General features: G+C 71.6%; 14 protein-coding genes. 4 read left to right on the forward strand and 10 right to left on the reverse strand.

What is annotated here, in order from left to right:
* The first annotated feature begins 39 nt into the window (after nt 1-39).
* Nucleotides 40-1029 (forward strand): squalene cyclase, encoded by a 990-nt coding sequence (locus tag DEJ08_RS13880; RefSeq protein ID WP_111055120.1) that lies wholly within the window; start codon nt 40-42, stop codon nt 1027-1029.
* A 162-nt stretch (nt 1030-1191) separates the two neighbouring features.
* Here DEJ08_RS13880 and DEJ08_RS13885 read toward each other — a convergent pair whose 3' ends face one another.
* The 10 genes from DEJ08_RS13885 to DEJ08_RS13930 form a co-directional block, all read right to left on the reverse strand.
* Nucleotides 1192-2196, reverse strand: coding sequence for an ABC transporter permease (locus DEJ08_RS13885; protein WP_027466175.1), 1005 nt, complete (start codon nt 2194-2196; stop codon nt 1192-1194).
* A complete protein-coding gene (locus DEJ08_RS13890; protein ID WP_017888404.1) occupies nt 2193-3128 on the reverse strand; it encodes an ABC transporter permease in 936 nt (311 codons plus the stop codon). Before DEJ08_RS13890 ends, DEJ08_RS13885 begins: the two co-directional genes overlap by 4 nt.
* Nucleotides 3125-4885, reverse strand: coding sequence for a dipeptide ABC transporter ATP-binding protein (locus DEJ08_RS13895; RefSeq protein WP_111055121.1), 1761 nt, complete (start codon nt 4883-4885; stop codon nt 3125-3127). The genes DEJ08_RS13890 and DEJ08_RS13895 overlap by 4 nt, the downstream gene beginning before the upstream one ends.
* Nucleotides 4882-6549, reverse strand: a complete 1668-nt coding sequence (locus tag DEJ08_RS13900; protein WP_110865217.1) for an ABC transporter substrate-binding protein — start codon at nt 6547-6549, stop codon at nt 4882-4884. Before DEJ08_RS13900 ends, DEJ08_RS13895 begins: the two co-directional genes overlap by 4 nt.
* Nucleotides 6550-6754: 205 nt before the next feature.
* Nucleotides 6755-7714 (reverse strand): cation-transporting ATPase, encoded by a 960-nt coding sequence (locus DEJ08_RS13905; protein ID WP_111055122.1) that lies wholly within the window; start codon nt 7712-7714, stop codon nt 6755-6757.
* 94 nt (nt 7715-7808) lie between these two features.
* Nucleotides 7809-9083 (reverse strand): D-arabinono-1,4-lactone oxidase, encoded by a 1275-nt coding sequence (locus DEJ08_RS13910; protein WP_111055123.1) that lies wholly within the window; start codon nt 9081-9083, stop codon nt 7809-7811.
* Between the two features lie 17 nt (nt 9084-9100).
* Nucleotides 9101-10642 carry an L-arabinose isomerase gene (gene araA / locus DEJ08_RS13915; RefSeq protein WP_071404252.1) on the reverse strand — a complete coding sequence of 514 codons (1542 nt, stop codon included), beginning with the start codon at nt 10640-10642 and terminating at the stop codon, nt 9101-9103.
* Nucleotides 10639-11349 (reverse strand): L-ribulose-5-phosphate 4-epimerase, encoded by a 711-nt coding sequence (locus DEJ08_RS13920; RefSeq protein WP_071247850.1) that lies wholly within the window; start codon nt 11347-11349, stop codon nt 10639-10641. The genes araA and DEJ08_RS13920 overlap by 4 nt, the downstream gene beginning before the upstream one ends.
* Nucleotides 11346-13049, reverse strand: a complete 1704-nt coding sequence (locus DEJ08_RS13925) for a xylulokinase (RefSeq protein ID WP_111055124.1) — start codon at nt 13047-13049, stop codon at nt 11346-11348. Before DEJ08_RS13925 ends, DEJ08_RS13920 begins: the two co-directional genes overlap by 4 nt.
* A gap of 717 nt (nt 13050-13766) precedes the next feature.
* A complete protein-coding gene (locus DEJ08_RS13930) occupies nt 13767-14765 on the reverse strand; it encodes a LacI family DNA-binding transcriptional regulator (RefSeq protein WP_111055125.1) in 999 nt (332 codons plus the stop codon).
* A 163-nt stretch (nt 14766-14928) separates the two neighbouring features.
* Between DEJ08_RS13930 and DEJ08_RS13935 the strand changes: the two genes are divergently transcribed.
* From DEJ08_RS13935 to DEJ08_RS13945, 3 genes are all read left to right on the forward strand, one after another.
* On the forward strand, nt 14929-17004 hold the full coding sequence (locus DEJ08_RS13935; protein WP_111055126.1) for a glycoside hydrolase family 127 protein: 2076 nt from the start codon (nt 14929-14931) through the stop codon (nt 17002-17004).
* A gap of 5 nt (nt 17005-17009) precedes the next feature.
* Nucleotides 17010-18317 (forward strand): ABC transporter substrate-binding protein, encoded by a 1308-nt coding sequence (locus DEJ08_RS13940; protein ID WP_258367200.1) that lies wholly within the window; start codon nt 17010-17012, stop codon nt 18315-18317.
* Between the two features lie 69 nt (nt 18318-18386).
* A complete protein-coding gene (locus tag DEJ08_RS13945; protein ID WP_111023502.1) occupies nt 18387-19355 on the forward strand; it encodes a carbohydrate ABC transporter permease in 969 nt (322 codons plus the stop codon).
* The last annotated feature ends 2 nt before the right edge of the window (nt 19356-19357 follow it).

A 19357-nucleotide genomic window follows, 5' to 3' on the forward strand; every position in this document is an offset into this window, starting at 1 on the left:
CGTCCCGCACGGCGCGCAGCAGCGAGTAGTCTCCCCGCCATGACGGACGACACGGTGGTCGACTGGCTCGTCGCCTCCGACCCGGCACTGCGCTGGCAGGTCGAGCGGGACCTCGTCGACGCCCCCGCCGCGACGTGGCAGGCCACCCGTGCCCGGGTCGCGACCGATGGGTTCGGCGCAGCGCTCCTCGCTCACCAGGACCCGGACGGACAGTGGGCTGGCGGCTCGTACTTCCCCGCCGACTTCGACCCCGACGGTCCCGAGGCCCAGGCCGCCGGACAGCCCTACACGGCGACGACCTGGTCGCTCAACACGCTGCGCGACTGGGGGCTCGACGCCGCTGTGCTCGGGGACACCGCCGTGCGCCTCGCCGAGAACAGTCGGTGGGACTACGACGACCTGCCGTACTGGGGCGGCGAAGTGGACTGCTGCATCAACGCCTTCACGCTCGCCAACGGCACCTGGCTCGGTGCTGACGTGGATGACATCGCCGAGTGGATCCTCGAGCACCAGCTCGCCGACGGTGGCTGGAACTGCGAGTGGGTCGAAGGGTCCACCGTGTCGTCGTTCCACTCGACCCTCAACGTGCTCGACGGGCTGCTGCAGCACGAGCAGCTGTCCGAGGGATCGCACCCGCGCGCCACGGAGCTCCGCGCTGTCCGACACCGCGGAGCCGAGTACCTGCTCGAACGGCGGCTGCTGTACCGGAAGTCCGACGGCGAGCTCGTCGGCTCCTGGGTGCACCGTTTCGCGTACCCGTCGCGATGGATCTACACCGCGCTTCGGGCGACCGATCACCTGCGGGCGGCCGGGTTGCAGGACGGGACCCCGCCGGACCCACGTGCTGCCGAGGCGATCGAGCTCGTCCGGGCGGCTCGCAACGCCGACGGCACCTGGACCCAAGGTGAACGTGCACCAGGACGGCAGTGGTTCGAGGTCGACGTCCCGGCGGGCGAACGCTCGAAGTGGCTCACCCTGATGGGGACGCGGGTCCTGCGGTGGTGGGACGGCGCGGCAACGGCCGGCTGACCTCGCACGGTGCGAGGGGCAGGCGCTCTGGTGCGAGGTTCCCGATTCCGTGGCAGGCGGATGCGCTCGCACGGAGTACGGAACCTCGCACCACAACAGCGGCGGGGGCACCTGACCTCGCACGGTGCGAGGCTCGGCACCTCGCACCGTGCGGGGGCGCCCCTACGCCCGGCGCCGCACCCGCGGGTCGACGAACGCGTAGACCACGTCGACGATCACGTTCGCGGTGACGATCAGCAGCGCCGAGAACAGCGTGAAGCCGACGACCACCTGCAGATCGAGCGTGTGCACCGCGTCGATGAGCAGCGCGCCGAGGCCCTGCATCGAGAACACCTTCTCGGTGATGACCGCACCACCGAGCAGCGACCCGAGGTCGAGCCCGAACAGCGTCACGACGGGCAGGATCGCCGTCCGGAGCCCGTGCCGCACGACGACCTGGCGCTCGCGCAGCCCCTTGGCCCGGGCGGTCCGCACGAAGTCCTGCGACATCGACTCGAGCATCTCGCCACGGGTCAACCGGGCGTAGATCGCAGCGCTGATGAACGCGAGCACGCACCACGGCAGGATCAGGTGGGTGAACCAGCCGACCGGGTCGTCGCCGAAGGCCACGTACCCGCTCGTCGGCAGGATCCCGAGCACGAACCCGAACAGCAGGATGCCGAGCAGCCCGACCAGGTACGCCGGGGACGAGACACCGGCGACCGCGACCGTCATGACGGCCCGGTCGACGAAGGTGCCGCGGCGCAGCGCCGAGACGGTGCCGCCGAACACCCCGGCGACGAGCCACAGCACGGCGGCGCCCACGGCGATCGAAGCGGTGACGGGCAGGCGCGCCAGGATCAGCTCGGTGACGCTCTCGTGCAGCTGGAACGAGTACCCGAAGCACGGCGCCGCGCACTCGATGACGCTGTTGCCGCTGCCGAAGGTCCGGCCGGTGAAGATACCGGCCAGGTAGGCGCCGAACTGCGCGAGCCAAGGCTTGTCAGTGCCGAGGAACGCCTGGACCTCTCGCAGCCGGTCCGGCGTGCAGGGCTTGTCGCAGATCGCCCGGGCCGGGTTGGTCGGCAGGAGCATGAAGAGCGCGTACGTGATGGCCGCGACGACGAGCAGCACGACGGCGGCCCCGAGCACGCGGATCGCCAGGAAGCGCAGGGTGGCGGCGTTCACGCGGTGCCCCCTCGCGGGTCGAGGGCGTCGCGCAGGGCGTCACCGAGCACGTTGAAGGCGAGGGTGATGAGGAACAGTGCGGCTCCGGGGAACACGAGGTACATGGGATCGGTCTGCACCCAGCCGATGGCGTCGCCGATGCTGCGACCCCACGACGGCGTCGGCGGGTTGACGCCGACGGCCAGGAACGAGAGCGCGGCCTCGGCACCGATCATCGACGGGATCGAGATGGTGGCGTAGACGGTGATCGTCGCGGCGAGGTTCGGCAACAGCTGCGTGCGGATGACGTGCCACCGGCCGGCACCCATCGCGGTGGAGGCCACGACGTAGTTCCGGCTGACGAGCGACAGCGTCTGTCCCCGCACGACACGGGCCACGGCCGGCCAGCCGAAGAACCCGATGACGAGCACGACGAGCACGGGCTTCGGGAACGACGACGGCACGATCGCGGTGAGGGCGATCATGAACACGAGCGACGGGAACCCGAAGATCACGTCGACGACCCGCGAGAGCACCCGGTCGTACCAGCCACCGAAGAACCCGGTCGTGACGCCGACGAGCACGCCGATGACGATCGAGACCAGGGTCGCGGCGAGTCCGATGCCGAGCGAGGTCCGCGCACCGTACGTGACGATCGAGAACAGGTCGCGCCCGGTCAGGGGCTCGACACCGAACCAGTGCTCGCCGCTGATGCCGCCACCCGGACCGCGCGGCGCACCGAACGAGTTGAGCGCGTCGATGTCGTACGAGTACGGGTCCTGCCCGGACGCCTTCGCGATGAGCGGGGCCGCCACGGCGACCACCAGGAACACCGCGATGACGACGGCCGAGGCCACCGCCCAGCGGTCCTGCCGGACGCGTCGCACCACGGCCCGGAAGCCGGTGGTCCGGCCGGACGGTGCGACCGGTCGGTCGACGACGTTGGCCGTCACGAGGCCACTCCTTCCCACGCGCGCCACGCCTCGCGGCGAGCGGCCTGTCGCACGGGATCGGCGACGGGCGCTGCGGCGAGGAGCATGCGCGTGTAGTCCTGTTGCGGGTCGTCGAGCACCGCGTCGGTGCTCCCCCGTTCGATGACCCGGCCGTCGCGCAGCACGATCACCTGGTCGGCGAGCTGGCGGACGACGGCGAGGTCGTGGCTGATGAGCAGCATGCCGAAGCCGAACTCCCGCTGCAGCCCGGCGAGCAGGTCGAGCACGGCGGCCTGCACCGTCACGTCGAGTGCCGAGGTCGGTTCATCGGCGATGACGAGTGCCGGCCGCAGTGCGAGCGCACGCGCGACGGCGACGCGCTGCCGCTGGCCGCCCGACAGCTGGTGCGGGAACCGCTCGGCCCACGTCGGGTCGAGCTGCACGGCGGTCAGCAGTTCACGGACCCGTTCGGCCCGCTCCGCAGCGGAGTCGGTGCCGTGCACGAGCAGCGGTTCCGCGATGCTCCAGCCGATGGTCTGCCGCGGGTTGAGCGACGACGCCGGGTCCTGGAACACGATGCCGACCCGACTGCGCAGCTCGCGCAGTCGTCGTCCGCGAGCGGTGCGCAGGTCGCTGCCGTCCACCTCGACCGAGCCGGCGACGACGGGCACCAGGCCCGCGAGCGCGCGCCCGATCGTGGACTTGCCGGAACCGGATTCGCCCACCAGGCCGACGGTCTCGCCGGCATGCAGGTCGAGGTCGATGCCGGACACGGTCGGTCCGCCTCGGCGCGAGTACCGCACGGCGACGTCGCGCAGGCGCGCCACGAGCGGCCGGGAGGCGCGACTCGCGTCCGCCTCGTCGGTCACCGCAGCGGTCTTCGGGCTGGGCGACACCTCACGCGCGCCCGGAGCCGTGAGCTGTCGCTGGGCGCGTGAGCCGGGATCGCCGGCCCGGGCGTCCGGGTCCGCAGCCGGCGTTGCGGACGCGGGACGCGCCTCCAGGCTGGGGACGGCCGCGAGGAGTTCGCGCGTGTAGTCGGCGGTCGGGTGGGCGAAGACCTCGGCGACGGTCCCGTGCTCGACCGGGTCCCCGCGGCGCAGCACCAGCAGGTCGTCCGCGACGTCCGCGACCACGCCCATGTCGTGGGTGATGAGCAGCACAGCCAGGGAACGGTCGCGGCCGAGCCGCCGCAGCAGGTCGAGGATGCCCGCCTGCACGGTGACGTCGAGCGCGGTCGTGGGCTCGTCGGCGAAGAGTGCGACCGGGTCGCCGGCCAGGGCCATCGCGATCATCGCGCGCTGGAGCTGACCGCCGGACAGTTCGTGCGGGTAGGCCTTCCGGATGCGCTCCGGGTCGGTGAGCCCGGCGTCACGGAGCAGTTCGTCGACGCGTGCCCGGACGCCGGCGCGGTCGAGCCCGGTCGGGTGGGCTCGGACGGCCTCGGCGATCTGCGTGCCGATCGACAGGACGGGCGTGAACGAGTTCATCGGCTCCTGGAACACCACGCCGATGCCCGCACCCCGGACGGCGCGGACCGTCTCGGCGGGGGCACCGATGAGTTCCTCACCACGGAACCGGGCGCTGCCCGACACCGAGGCCTGCGGCGGCAGGAGCCCGAGCACGCTCATGGCGCTGACGGACTTGCCCGAGCCGGACTCCCCCACCAGGGCGAGGACCCGGCCGGGCGTCAGGTCGAAGGAGACGTCACGGACGACGGGCTCCGCGTCGCCGAACGCGACGCGGAGCCCCTCGACCTGCAGGATCGGTTCGGTCACTGCTTGAGCGAGACCTTGAGGTAGTTCGGGTACGCGGGGAAGTCCGCGATCTGGAAGTTCTGCACGTTCGAACCGGCCAGGAAGGACTGCTTCGCGTAGATCAGCGGCACGACGGGGGCGTCGGCCATGATCTTCTGGTCCGCCTGGGCCCAGAGCTTCTGCGCGTCGTCCTGGTCGACCGTGGAGCTGGCCTTCGCGATGAGGGCGTCGACCTCGGGGTTGCTGTACTTCGAGACGTTGTAGCCGCCGCCACCGATCTGCGACGAGTCGTACAGGGGCTGCAGGTTGGCGTTCGCGCTCGGGAAGTCCGGCTGCCAGCTCGACAGCGACAGGTCGAAGTCGGTGCCGTTGGTGGTCGCCTGCGTGAAGGAGTCGTAGTCGAGCGGCTTGAGCGTCACGGCGATGCCGGCACGCTTCAGGCCGGACTGCAGCGCCTGCGCCTGGGCGAGGTACGTCGGGTCGTTCTGGGTGACCAGGGTCAGCTTCAGGTTGCTGACGCCGGCCTCCTTGAGCAGCTCCTTCGCCTTGTCGACGTCACCGGTGGCCTTCGTCTTGTACAGGTCGTAGTCCTGGCGCCCGGCGATGCCCGGGGTGATGAGCGTCGAGGCGTACGACCCGGCGATCGCGCCGCCGGCGGCGATCCGGAAGGACTTGCGGTCGACCGCGTACTGCAGCGCCTGGCGGACCTTGAGGTCCTTGAGCTCACCGCGCTGCGTGTTGATCGCCATGTAGCTGATCGGGCCGGCCTTCGAGGTGGCGAGGCGGTCCTGGGCGGCCGGGTTGCTGCGGACCTGGTTGAGCTCGGCGGCCCCCAGGTAGATGGCGCCGAAGGAGTTCTTGGCGTCGCCGTTGTCCGCGATCAGCGTCTGCGTCGCCGTGGACTGGTCCTGGCTCTCCTTGAAGACGATCTTCGACGGGCCGGCGGTGCGGACCTCGTCGGTCTTCGCGCTCCAGTTCTTGTTGCGGACGAGCGTGACCTGCGAGCCCTGCGTGTTCGACTGCACCTGGTACGGACCGGACGCGACCGGCTTCAGGTCGTAGGCGCCGGTGTCCTTGCCGTCGCCCTCGGGCACCGGGGTGAACGCGGGCATCGACGCGAGCCACGGCCAGTCGCCGTACGCGTCGTTCAGCTTGAAGACGATGGTCTTGTCGTTCGGGGTCTCGATGCTGTCGAGCGACTTGCCGTCGAACGGGCCCTTGTAGGAGTCACCACCGACCAGGAGCGACTTGTGGTAGCTCAGGCCACCGCTCAGGGTCGGCGCGAACGAGCGCTCGATGCCCCACTTGATGTCCTTCGTGGTGATCGGCGTGCCGTCCTGGAACTCGACGCCGTCCTTCAGCGTGTAGGTCCAGGTCTTGCCGTCGTCGCTCGAGACGCCGGTGTTGGTCGCCAGGTCGGGGACGACCTTCGCCGTCTTGCCCGGCTCGACGTCCCACGTGGTGAGCCGTCGGGCGACGAGGCCCATCGACGTGATGCCGAGGCTCTGGCTGGTCGCGGGGTCGAGGTGGAACGAGGTCTGCGGCGTCAGGATGTTGAGCGTGCCGCCCTTGGCCGTGCCCTCGGCGCCGTCGTCGGACGAACCCCCACCCGAGCAGCCGGTCAGGACCAGGGCTGCTGCTGCGGCGACGGCCGCGGTGATCGTCAGGCGGTTGGGGCGTCTCATGACGGTGCTGCTCCTCGGGGAAGGGGGGTCGCGATCGCGGTGGCGGTCGCTGCGACGGCGGAACGGTTCACCCGCCGGGCGGCGTCCATCCTGACACCGCGACGGTGGCCCGTCCGAATCTCGCGTGCGTCGGACGACGCACGACGAAACATTGCAAGCGCCGGACGCCGTCCCGCTATTCCCGATGCGTTCGCACCGCAGTGCGTCAGCGGTCGAAGAGCCCACCGAGGAAGTCGTTGCCGAGGTTCGACGCCTGCTCGCCGAGCCCGGACGCCTGCTCTCCGAACCCCGCGGCCTGCTCACCGAACCCGCCGAGGAGCTGCTCGCCCTCGCCGAGGAGTCCCTCGACGCCACCGCCGAGGTCACCGAGCCCGAGGTCGCCCATGCCCGAGGCGATGCCCTCGAAGTCGACGCCGAGGTCGGCCGCCCCTGCCAGGACCGGACCGGCGGCAGCGCTGAGCACCGCTCCCCCGGCCACCGCGGCGGCGAGGCCACCGAACGCCATCGCGCCGGCGCCGACCGCTGCACCACCGGCGAAGGCCCCGCCGCGGCCGCGGCCGTTGCCGTTGCCGTTGCCCGAGCGGCCGGAACCGCCGAGGACCCGTCGGACCAGACCCGGACGCGACATCTCCCCGCGCGTCATCGCACGGGCCATGCCGCCCGCCGAGTCGTCACGCAGGTGCTCGTGGGGCGGGAGCTCGGAGTTCAGGCGGTCACGGACCTGCTGGCGCTGCGCGGGGGTGAGCCGCGCGAAGGCGTCGTGGTGGACCTGCTCGAGCTGCTCCGGCGACGAGGTGCGGAGCAGGTAGTCGTACTTCGCCAGGGCGACCTTGTCGGCGTCGGCCCCGTGCTGCGGCGTGCCGGCGTGCTGCTGCGGCTGCTGGCCGTACTGCTGTGGCTGCTGGCCGTACTGCTGCGGCTGGCCGTACTGCTGCGGCTGGCCGTACTGCTGCGACGGCTGCTGGCCGTACTGCTGCTGCGGCTGCTGCTGCTGGTTCCGGTCGTCGCCGGTCAGCTTGTCCGCGGCGCTGCGCACGATGCCGCGCCAGTCGGTTCCGCCCTGCTGCGATCCGGCGCCGGGCGCGGTTCCCCCCTGCCCACGCTTCTGGAGCTGCTTGTCGATGACCTTGGAGGCCATGCCGATGATGCGGTTGAGGTTCGCCATGCCCCGACCTTTGCGTCCTCACATGTGAACGCCCGGCGCTGCTCCGGTGCGACACCCGGACAACGCATCCCGATCCGCTGGGAACCGGCGCGGCTCAGGACAGGATGCGCGCGAGGAACGCGTTCCGGAACCGCCCCGTGGGGTCGAGGTCACGGGCGAGTGCGGCGAAGTCGGACAGCCGCGGGTACGCCTCGTGCAGCCGCTCGGCACTGGCCGCGGAGACCTTGCCCCAGTGCGGCCGCGGGTCGAAGGGCTCGAGCACGTCCTCGATCCGGGCAACCGCCGCGGCCACGGCGGCGGCGTCCCGGCGGAACGTGAAGTGCAGGCCGACCGACTGTCGTCCGGACGACGGCGCGAGCCAGGCGGTGTCGGCCGCGATGGTGCGGACCTCGGCGGCGATGAGGATCGGGGCGAACAGCGACGCCAGCGGTCGGAGCGCCTCGAGTGCCGCCACCGCCGAGGCAGCGGGGATCAGGTACTCCGCCTGGATCTCGGCCCCGGTCGACGGGGTGAACGAGGACCGGAAGTGCGGCAGTCGCTCCGACCACGGCCCCGGCACGCCGCCCTGCTCGGTGACCCCGGCAGGGTCGTTCTCACCCGGGTGCACCGGACCCGAGGCCGCACGGGCTCCGAGGGCCACGAGGTCGACGGTCGGTGCGGCCTCGTCGACGCGGTGCTTGACCCAGACCTGCCGGGCACCGCGGTCGTCGAACGAGGTGAACATCGACACCGAGTAGGCGTCGGACATCACCTGGTCGAACTGCGCGGCGACGGCGTCCCACGGCAGGTCGAGGTGCACCGTCGTGGCGACCTGGAACGTCGGCACGATCGCGAGCTCCACAGCGGTGACGACGCCGAGCGCGCCGATCCCGACCCGGTGGGCGTCGAGGAGCCCGTCCGGCGACGAGGCGTCGACGTGTTCGAGGCCCCCGGAGGCGCGGACGACGTCGAGGCCGACCACCGCCTGCGCGAGCGACGGGTTCCGCACACCGGAGCCGTGCGTCCCCGTGGCGACGGCCCCGGCCGTGGAGATGTGCGGCAGGGACGCGAGGTTCCCGAGTGCCCAGCCACGGGCCTCCAGACCGGCCGCGACCTGGCTGTGCGTCATGCCTGCGGCGACCCGCACGACGCGCCGCGACGTGTCGATGTCGAGCACGGGCGGCAGGTCCGACAACGAGACCTGGACGGCATCGGTGTCGGCGATGGTGTTGAACGAGTGTCGCGAGCCGAGCGCCGTCAGGCGCGGCGTCGAGGCGACGAGCTGCTGGAGCTCGTCCACCGACGTCGGCCGGGCCAGCGCCGAGGCGCGGTAGGTGACGTTGCCCGCCCAGTTGGTGCGGGTGCGCTCGGCCGCGATCACGTCGTCCATCGTGGGTCCTGACTCCTCTAGAAGCCGCGGTCGAGACGGTGCCACGTCTGCTGGAGACGCAGCTCGTCGCGGAACCCGCGTGCGGTGGTGTGTTCGTCGATCACCAGGAACTCGGTGCCGACCATGGTCGCGAAGTCCTCGACGACCTGCAGGCCGACCGCCGTCGTCATGACGGTGTGGTGGGCGGCGCCGGCGGTGAGCCAGGCCTCGGCGGCGACGGGGAACGACGGCCGGGGCTCCCAGACCGCGCGGCCCACGGGCAGCTTCGGCAGGGCCTCGGTCGGGGGCACGACGTCGACGACGTTCGCCGTGAGGCGGAAGCCGTCGCGGGTGTCGGACAGCGCGACGACGACGGCCTCGCCGGAGTCGGCGGTGAAGACCAGGCGGACCGGGTCGTCCTTGCCGCCGATGCCGAGCGGGTGGATCTCGAGCGTCGGCTTCGTGGTGGTGAGCGTCGGCGAGACCTCGAGCATGTGCGCCCCGAGGATCTTCTCGGCGCCCGGTGTGAGGTCGTAGGTGTAGTCCTCCATCAGGGAGGCACCACCGGGCAGGCCGGCGCCGGCGACGTTCATCGCGCGCACTAGGACCGCCGTCTTCCAGTCACCCTCGGCACCGAAGCCGTAGCCGTCGGCCATCAGGCGCTGCACCGCCAGGCCCGGCAGCTGCTTGAGCGAGCCGAGGTCCTCGAAGTTCGTGGTGAACGCGGCGCTGCCGTTCTGCGCGAGCAGGGTGCGGAGGCCGATCTCGATGGCGGCACCGTCGCGGAGCGCGGCGTGCCGTTCGCCGCCGGCGCTGCGGAGTGACGGGTCCACGTCGTAGTCGCGCTCGTACGTCGCCACGAGCGCGTCGACCGCTGCCGTGTCCGCTGCGGCGGCGTCCACCGCTGCCGCGAGCTCGTTGACGGCCCACGTGTTGACCTGCACGCCGAGCTCGATCTCGGCCTCGGTCTTGTCGCCCTCGGTGACGGCGACGTAGCGCATGTTGTCGCCGAAGCGAGTGAGCTTCAGCTCGCGGACGGCCGCGGCGCCGGCGGCGGCACGGGTCCAGTTCGCGACGCGCTGCTGGACGCGGGGGTCCGAGACGTGGCCGACGGCCGTGGCGTGCCGGACGCCGAGGCGGGCCAGGGCGTAGCCGAACTCACGGTCGCCGTGCGCGGCCTGGTTGAGGTTCATGAAGTCGAAGTCGATGTCCGCCCAGGGCAGCGTGACGTTCGCCTGCGTGTGCAGGTGCAGCAGCGGCTTGGTCAGCGCCTGCAGGCCGCCGATCCACATCTTGGCCGGGCTGAACGTGTGCATCCACGTGGTGACGCCGATGACCTTGTCGTCGGCGCTCGCCTCGATGAGCGCCCGGCGGATGCCGTCGGCGTCCTTGAGCACGGGCTTCCAGACGAGCTTCACCGGCAGGTGCCCGGCGAGCTCCGCGTGGACGGCCTTGCTCTGCTCCTCGACCTGGCGCAGGGTCTCCTCGCCGTACAGCCCCTGGGAGCCGGTGAGGAACCAGACCTCGTAGCTGTCGAGCGTTTCCTGCGGGTCGACGTGCGTCGGGGTGTCCTGCGTCATCGCATGGCTCCTTCGGGGTTCTGTCCGTAGACGTTCTGGTAGCGATCGAAGAGTCGATCGATGTCTGCTTCGGGGATCGGGACGACCTCGCCGCCCTGCTTCGCGATGTGGACGGTCCGTGCGACGTCCTCGCACATCACGGCCGCCTTGACGGCGTCCTTCGCGTCCTTGCCGATCGTGAAGACACCGTGGTTCTGCATCAGGACCGCGCGGCTGCGGTGGCCGCTCAGCGTGTCGACGATGCCGTGGCCGATCGAGTCGTCGCCGATGATGGCGAACGGGCCGACCGGGATGGGTCCGCCGAACTCGTCGGCCATCGCCGTGATCACGCACGGGATCGCCTCGGCGCGGGCGGCCCAGGCGGTCGCGTACGTCGAGTGGGTGTGCACGACACCGCCGACCTCGGGCATGTTCCGGTACACGTAGGCGTGCGCGGCGGTGTCGCTGGAGGGGCCGTGCTCGTTGCCCCAGCCCTCGGCCGGCACGCCGTCGAGGGTGCAGACGACCTGGTTCTCCGGCGTCAGGTCGTCGCTCGACACCCCGCTCGGCTTGATGACGAACAGGTCCGTGCCGGGCACGCGCTCGGAGACGTTGCCGCCGGTCCAGATCACGAGGCCGTAGCGGACGAGTTCGCCGTGCAGGCGTGCGACGCGCTCCCGCGTCGTCGCCACCGCCTGGCGTGTGGTCTCGTCGATCGCGTCCGTCATCGGGTCACTTCCTCTGTCTGGAGGCGCGGGTCGGCGCCGTCGGTCTCTTCGGTCGGTCCTGTGGTCGCGCTGGGGCGGGTCGCCGCCGCGGCGACGTCCTGCACGGGCAGTGCGGCCCGGTAGCGGTCCAGGTACGTCTGGAACCCGGCGACGTCCGCCGGCTCGGGTTCGGCCACGTGCACGGCGTCCCCGCCGAACACGGTGTCGGACAGGTAGTCGGCGAGCTGCTGGTCGGTGTGCTCGAGGTAGGCGGCCAGCACCGCGATCCCCCACGCGCCGCCCTCGCCCGCGGTCTCCTCGAGCGCGATCGGCACCCGCAGGGCCGCCGCGAGGAGCCGCTGCGGGCTGCCGGGCGTGCGGAACAGCCCGCCGTGCGCGGTCATCCGGTCCACCTGCACCTGTTCGCCGTGCAGGACGTCCATGCCGATGGCCAGGGTCGCGAACGCGCCGTGCACCTCGGAGCGCACCAGGTTGCCGAGCGTGAAGCGTGCGCCGGGGGTGCGGAGCAGCAGGGGCCGGCCGTCCTCGACGTGGGTGACGGGTTCGCCGGCCAGGTAGTTGAACGAGAGCAGACCGCCGGCGTCGGGGTCGGTGTCGTCGGCGACGGCCTCGGCGAGCAGCGTGGCGTAGACGTCGTCGATGCCGATCGGGGTCGCGCCGGTCCGCTCGCTCGAGGCCTCGGCGAAGCGTCCGAACACCCGGGCCCAGCTCGCGATCTCGCTCGCGCCGTTGTTGCAGTGCACCATGGCCACGGCGTCACCGGCCGGGGTGGTGACGACGTCGAGTTCCTCGTGCGCGGTGGTCAGCGGCTGCTCGAGCACGACCATCGCGAAGATGCTCGTGCCGACGCTGACGTTGCCGGTGCGCGGGGCGACGGCGTTCGTCGCGACCATGCCGGTTCCGGCGTCGCCCTCGGGCGGGCAGAGCGGTGCGCCGGGTTCGAGCGTGCCGGTCGGGTCGAGCCAGACCGCACCCTGGGGGGTCAGCTCACCGGCTTCGGCACCGGCGACGAGGACCTCGGGCAGCAGGGACCGCAGGTCCGGCACGCCGATCAGATCCTGCGCGGTGGCGAGCATGGCGTGGTCGAAGTCCTTCGCGCCCGGGTCGCCGGGGCCGCTGTCGACGGGGCCGCCCTCGATCGGGAACATGCCGCTCGCGTCACCGACGCCCAGCACGTTCCGGCCGGTCAGACGACGGTGGACGTAGCCGGCCAGGGTCGTGACGCCGGCGATCTCGGCCACGTGCGGCTCGTCGTCGAGGACCGCCTGGTACAGGTGCGCGATCGACCAGCGCAGCGGGATGTTGAACCCGAGGGCCTCGCTGAGCCGTTCGGACGCGGGGCCGGTCGAGGTGTTGCGCCAGGTGCGGAACGGCACGAGCAGCTCACCCGCGGCGTCGAACGCCAGGTAGCCGTGCATCATCGCGCTCACGCCCACCGCGCGGTAGGTGCTCGGGGCGACGCCGTACTGCGCCTCGACGTCGGCAACCAGGGCGGCGTACGCGGCACGGAGTCCGGTCTCGACGGCCTCGAGCGAGTAGGTCCAGCGGCCGTCGACGTACTCGTTCTCCCACTCGTGGGAACCGGCCGCGATGGGCACGAGGTCCTCGTCCACCAGGCAGGCCTTGATGCGGGTGGAACCGAGCTCGATCCCGAGTGTGGTGCGGCCGTCCACGATCCGCTGTCGGCGGTCGTCACCCATGTGTTCCTCCAGAACCTCGTCGTCCTCAGTGAGCGCTCACATCCTGGCACGTGAGCGCTCACTCGTGCAACGCCGCGGCGCGCCGCCGGTGCGCGCGTCCCGCCAGCGGTCGAAACACCCCGCTCAGTTCCCCCGACCGGTCACGAACCGTCGCCCATCGCATCGGCAGCCGACCGTTCCTGACCACTCGACGTCCCACGCGCGACGGGTCGTGACCGCGCGACGAGCGAGGGCGACCACGACGTGCGACCACCGCAACACCGCACCCGCGCAAGTACCGACCACTCGCCGCCCCGCACCCGCGCACGTCCCGACCACCGGCTACCCCGCACCCGCGCATGTCCCGACCACCCGCCGCCCCACACCCGCGCACGTCCCGACCACCGACTCTCCGAACCCGCGGCACCCCGAACTGCGGCGCTCGGGACGGTCACGACACCCCGCTGCCTCCCCTCCGCGCGGTCACGAAGTGTCGACTGGAGGGGCGTCGAGCGACGAGTCGTGACCGCTCGACCACGGCGGACGGGGTGTTGTGACCGCTCGACGACGAGCACCAGCACGAGCACCAGCACCAGCACCAGCACCAGCGCCGCCGAGGTCGCACGACACGCCGCAACCGGTCCGCCGAGGTCGCACGAACTGCCGCCCGACGGCACGACGCGCGGCAGTTCTCGCGACCTCGCGAGCCCCGAGCCCCGACCGCCGACCGACCGCGCCCTACGCGCCGACGGTGCTCTCGCGGATGACGAGCGACGGGGTGACAGCCGCCGACGACGCTGTCCCGCCGTCGATCAGGGCGAGGAGCGCCTGCCCCGCGACGCGTCCGAGCTCCTCGAGCCGCAGGTCCACGGTGGTCAGCGGCGGCCTGGAGGCGAGCGCCATCACGTCCCAGTCGTCGAACCCCGTGACCGCGACGTCTCCGGGCACCGAACGCCCGAGCTCCCGCAGCCGGTCGCACACGCCCCGGGCGATCTGGTCGCTGCCGCAGACGATCGCGTCGACGTCGGGCGACTCCCGAGCGAGCACGTCCACGGCCTGCCGTCCCCAGCGCTCCGACCACTCGCCGTACAGCGGGTCGGTGACCAGGTGCGGCCCGAGAACCGACGAGGCACCTGCCACCCGTCGCGCGGCGGACCGATGTCGCGCCGGCCCGGTCACGATCGCGACCCGCTGCCGCCCGAGCGAGCGCACGTGCGAGGCGACGAGTGCCGAACCGGCGGCGTCGTCGAGGGTGATCGACACGTCGGCGTCGTCGGTCGAGGGCGTGAAGGCGTAGACGACGGGGATCGACACGTCGATCGGGGGCCGGGCGTCGGCGGAGCGGCCGGTCACGATGATGCCGTCGACGCCGCGGGCCGCCAGGGAGCGCAGGTAGTGGGCCTCACGGACGTGGTCGTCGCGGGTGTCGCACAGCAGGACGGCCATCCGTCCGGCGGACAGGGCGTCCTCGGCACCGAGCAGCACCGGGATCGAGAACCGTCCGAACGAGTCGGTGGTGATCATGCCGACGGTGTAGGTCCGCCCCGAGGACAGCGCGCGGGCCCGGGCATCGCCGACGAACCCGAGCTTCTCGGCGGCTTCCTTCACCCGCAGCCGGGTGGCGTCCCGCAGCTGCCCGGTGCCGTTCAGCGCCTTCGACGCGGTGCCGATCGACACCCCGGCGAGCGCCGCCACGTCGGTGATCCGGATCGGCTGTCCGGTGCGTTCGAGCGTCACGGCAACACCTTTCCGACGATCAGGGCGTGCCGATGACCTTACACAAAACCGCCGGAATGGTCTTGCGCGACGTGCGCCCCGTGTCGTAGCGTCCACCGCAGAAACCGTTTTCCGGATTGCCAGGTCCATCCGGACGGTGCCAGTCACATCGCAAGGAGGCGACATGACCACCACGCTCGCGACCGATCGCGGCGCGCACACCGCGACCCCGGTCCTCCCGACCGCCGACGCACGCCTGACGCTCCGGCCGCTGCCGACCGGCGACGCCCGGATCACCGGCGGCTTCTGGGCGCTCCGCCAGGAGCGCAACGGCCGCGACGCCGTCCGCAGCGGCTACCAGCAGCTCGAGACGGCCGGCAACTTCCGCAACCTCCGCATCGCCGCCGGACTCGAGGAGGGCGAGGCCGTCGGCCCGATCTTCATGGACTCCGACGTGACGAAGTGGCTCGAGGCCGTGGCCTGGGAGTACGGCCGCGCCCCCGCCGAGGACCTGCTCGACCTGCAGCGCGAAGTCACCGCCCTGTACGCCCGGGCGCAGGCAGAGGACGGGTACCTGGACTCCGTCCAGCAGGTCCGTGGGAAGGGCGAGCGGTACACGGACCTCAAGTGGAGTCACGAGATGTACTGCGCCGGGCACCTGTACCAGGCGGCCGTGGCCCAGCACCGTGCGACGGGCGACACCGGGCTGCTCGACGTCGCGATCAAGAACGCCGACCACCTGGTCCGCACGTTCGGCGACGGCACCGCACCGGACGGCACGCCGAAGACGCGCGACGTCGACGGCCACCCCGTCGTCGAGATGGGCCTGGTCGAGCTGTACCGCGAGACCGGCAACCGTGACTACCTCGACCTGGCGCACTGGTTCGTCGACGCCCGCGGGCACGGGATCATCGAGCGCGCCGGCGGCGAGCCGACGTACTTCTCCGACCGGGTACCGAGCCGGCAGGCCACGACCGTCGAGGGGCACGCCGTGCGCGCCGTGTACCTGGCGGCGGGTGCCGTGGACGTCGCGATCGAGACCGGGGACACCGAACTCCTCGCCGCGAGCGAGCGCCAGTTCGCGGACATGATGGCGACGAAGGCCTTCATCACCGGGGGCCTCGGTGCACGCTGGGACTGGGAGGCGTTCGGCGACCCGTACGAGCTGCCGACCGACCGCGGCTACGCCGAGACCTGCGCGGCGATCGGCGGGGTGCAGTGGGCCTGGCGGCTGCTGCTCGCGACCGGCAAGCCGGTCTACGCCGACGCGATCGAGCGCCTGCTCTACAACGCGTTCCTCGCCGGGGTGAGCCTGGCCGGCACCGAGTACTTCTACGTGAACCCGCTCCAGCAGCGCGACCACGCCCACCAGGACGAGAACCGCTCCCCCGCCCACGGGCGCCGCGGCTGGTTCGACTGCGCCTGCTGCCCGCCGAACATCATGCGCACCTTCGCGAGCCTCGACGGCTACCTGGCGACCGCGACCGACGGCGGACTGCAGGTCCACCAGTACGCCACCGCCGACCTCGGTCCGGTGCGGGTCGAGACCGACTACCCGCACGAGGGCCGCGTCCGTGTCACGGTCACCGAGGACGGCCCGCTCGCCCTGGGCCTGCGGATCCCGGCATGGTCGGACACCACGACCGTCACGGGTCCGGACGGGTCCGCGAACCCCACGGCGGGGACGCTGCACGTCGTCGAGCGCGAGTGGTCGGCGGGCGACACGGTCGAGCTCGTCTTCGACACGACGCCGCACCGGTACGTCGCCGACGCCCGCATCGACGCCGCCCGCGGGCAGGTCGCGATCGAGCGCGGCCCGCTCGTGTACGCGGTCGAGCAGGCGGACCAGCAGGGCTTCACGGTCGACGACCTGACGGTCGACGCGGATGCGCCGATCACCGAGGAGCGCCGCGACGACCTGCTCGACGGCGTCGTCACGCTGCGGATCCCGGGGCACGCCCCGGCCGAGCACGTGCAGCCCGCCTGGCCGTACCAGCGTCTGGACGCGACCCGGTCTGGGCCCACGCGTGCCGGTTCCGACCCGTCGCGGAGCCTGCGGAGCGACGTGGCGGCCGAGCACGTGGGGAGAGGCGCGGATCACGCCGGAGACGCGACCAGCGTCGACGACGTGGCCGGTCCGCAGGGCGCCAGCACGGGCCTCCAGGCCGGTCGCGACGTCACCGCGATCGCCGTCCCGTACTACGCGTGGGCCAACCGGGGAGCCGCGCCGATGCGCGTCTGGCTCCCGCTGGCACGGTGACCGGCGTGGACCGCCGAGCGTTCCTCGTCGGCGGCGTCGCCGGCGGGGCAGCCCTCGCCCTGGCCGGGTGCTCCGGCACCCTGCCGAAGGTCGTCGCGAAGCCCGCGAGCTTCGGGAAGAACGCGACCGGCACCGTGCAGGTGTGGTGCCGGTCGGCGACCCAGGCCGGCCTGACGTCGGCCGTCGCCGGGTTCAACAAGGCGAACCCGGCGCTGCAGGTCCAGCTGACGCCCGTGCCGGACGCGCAGTACGTGACCAAGCTCGCGACCGCGATCCGCGGGGGTGAGCCGCCGGACGTCGTCGACATCGACGACATCAACTCGCAGCTGTTCATCTTCCGCGAGGCGTTCGCCGACCTGACCGACGTGGTCAAGGACCTCGACTACTTCGACGCGATCTCGCCGGGGCACCTGCGCCTGCTCGAGTACCGCGACCGCTACTACGGCCTGCCCTACCTGGCCGACAACTCGCAGCTGTTCGTGAACACCGAGCTGTTCGAGCGTGCGGGCCTCGACGTCGAGGAGTCGACGAAGGACCTGTCCACGCTGCTCGACGCGGCGAAGGCCATCCGGAAGCTCGACGACGACGTGTACGGCTGGTCGATCTCCGGCAACGCCGCCGGCATCATCGGCTTCGTCACGCAGCCGCACGTCTGGGCGACCGGGGTCGACATGATGACCGGCGAGGTGGGCTCCCAGCGGGCGAACATCACCGGCAACGAGGCCCTCGAACGCATGCTCGAGTTCTACCGGCAGCTGTGGAAGGACGGCGTGCTGTCGAAGGCGACGTACTCCGACGCCGGCACCACGTGGGGTGCCGACTTCCGCGCCGGCAAGGTGGGGATCTTCCCGACCTCGTACGGGGCGACCGTGCCCGCGGCCACCAAGGCGATGCGGGCGAAGATGCAGACGGTGCTCATCCCGTCGTGGGACGGCCAGCGGTCGTTCTTCGACGGCGGCGACAACATGTGCATCCCGAACGGGGCGGCGAACCCGTCCGGTGGGTGGGCCTTCATGCAGTACGCGAACGGGCTCCAGCAGCAGCAGGCGCTGCCGGACGGCGGGTACTTCCCGACGCGGTCCGACGCCGCCACCCCGGAGTACCGCAAGCGGTTCCCGCTGGCGTACGGGCCACTCGACGCCATCGACAAGGGCTACGCACCGCAGACGCTGGCGTACAACCTGCTCAACAACCAGCCGTCGTCGCCGTACTTCGCGATGTTCCGCGAGGCCGTGTTCGGGTCGGGGAGCGCTGCCGCCATGCGGACGGCGCAGTCCGACTACCAGCGGATCCTCGACCAGGTGCAGGCCTGAGCAGGCCTGCCTGTCTTCTCCGCTCGTCCCGCTCGTCTCGCTCTTGTTGATGCACAGAGAGGTGCACGCATGTCGACCATCTCCACCCGGCGCCCCGCCGGCCGGACCGGCCCGGGCCGTCCCACCGTGGGCCGCGGCCCGGGGCGCGGCGGCGCCGTCCGGACCCGCAACTCGCTCACCCACCCACCGCGCACCGGCGCCGTCCTCGTCGCCCCGGCGATCCTGTTCGTCGCCGTCTTCGTGCTCGTGCCGCTCGTGTTCGCGCTCTACATCTCGTTCACGAACTGGCCCCTGATCGGCCCGTACCGGTTCATCGGGCTGCAGAACTACCTGACGCTGTTCCAGGACCCGACGTTCGTGCACGCGATCGGCTACACGCTGCTGTACACGGCGATCGTGACCCTGCCGATCCTGGCGCTCGGGTACTTCCTCGCCGTGCTCGTCCGCGCACGACGCCGTGGCAGCACGATCCTGCGGACGGTGTTCTTCCTGCCGTACGTGGTCGGGCTGACGACGCTCTCGTTCATGCTCGTGCTCGAGGCGCAGCCGAACTCCGGGGCCGTCAACATGGTGCTCCGCTGGCTCGGGATCACCGACGGCAGCACCGCGTGGCTCGTGAACGGTCCGCTGGCGACGCTGCTCATCTGCGTACTCGTGGTCTGGGCGGTGTCCGGGCTGACCATGGTGCTGCTCATGTCGGCGATGCAGGGCGTGCCCGACGAGGTCTACGAGTCGGCGCAGCTCGAGGGGGCGTCTTGGTGGCAGACCGAACGCCTCATCACGTTCCCGATGATCCGCTCGACCGTCGCGCTGAGCGTCATCATCTCGGTGATCGGGTCGCTACTGGCGTTCAACCAGTTCTACATCCTGACCCAGGGCGGGCCGGGCACCGAGACCACGACGATCGTGAACGCGATCTACAACCGCGGGTTCGTGAACCTGCAGCTCGGGGCCGCGACCGCCCAGTCGATCGCCCTCGTCGTGGTGATCGCCGCCGTGACGGTGTTCCAGTTCTGGGCACTGCGAGAGAAGGACTGACG

Source organism: Curtobacterium sp. MCLR17_054 (assembly GCF_003234335.2).
Taxonomy (GTDB): domain Bacteria; phylum Actinomycetota; class Actinomycetes; order Actinomycetales; family Microbacteriaceae; genus Curtobacterium; species Curtobacterium flaccumfaciens.

Excerpts from the sequence above, each read along its gene's own strand:
- DEJ08_RS13880 (WP_111055120.1), top strand. The coding sequence starts at position 40 with ATGACGGACGACACGGTGGTCGACTGGCTCGTCGCCTCCGACCCGGCA.
- DEJ08_RS13900 (WP_110865217.1), bottom strand. The coding sequence starts at position 6,549 with ATGAGACGCCCCAACCGCCTGACGATCACCGCGGCCGTCGCCGCAGCA.
- DEJ08_RS13905 (WP_111055122.1), bottom strand. The coding sequence starts at position 7,714 with ATGGCGAACCTCAACCGCATCATCGGCATGGCCTCCAAGGTCATCGAC.
- DEJ08_RS13910 (WP_111055123.1), bottom strand. The coding sequence starts at position 9,083 with ATGGACGACGTGATCGCGGCCGAGCGCACCCGCACCAACTGGGCGGGC.
- araA (WP_071404252.1), bottom strand. The coding sequence starts at position 10,642 with ATGACGCAGGACACCCCGACGCACGTCGACCCGCAGGAAACGCTCGAC.
- DEJ08_RS13920 (WP_071247850.1), bottom strand. The coding sequence starts at position 11,349 with ATGACGGACGCGATCGACGAGACCACACGCCAGGCGGTGGCGACGACG.
- DEJ08_RS13925 (WP_111055124.1), bottom strand. The coding sequence starts at position 13,049 with ATGGGTGACGACCGCCGACAGCGGATCGTGGACGGCCGCACCACACTC.
- DEJ08_RS13935 (WP_111055126.1), top strand. The coding sequence starts at position 14,929 with ATGACCACCACGCTCGCGACCGATCGCGGCGCGCACACCGCGACCCCG.
- DEJ08_RS13945 (WP_111023502.1), top strand. The coding sequence starts at position 18,387 with ATGTCGACCATCTCCACCCGGCGCCCCGCCGGCCGGACCGGCCCGGGC.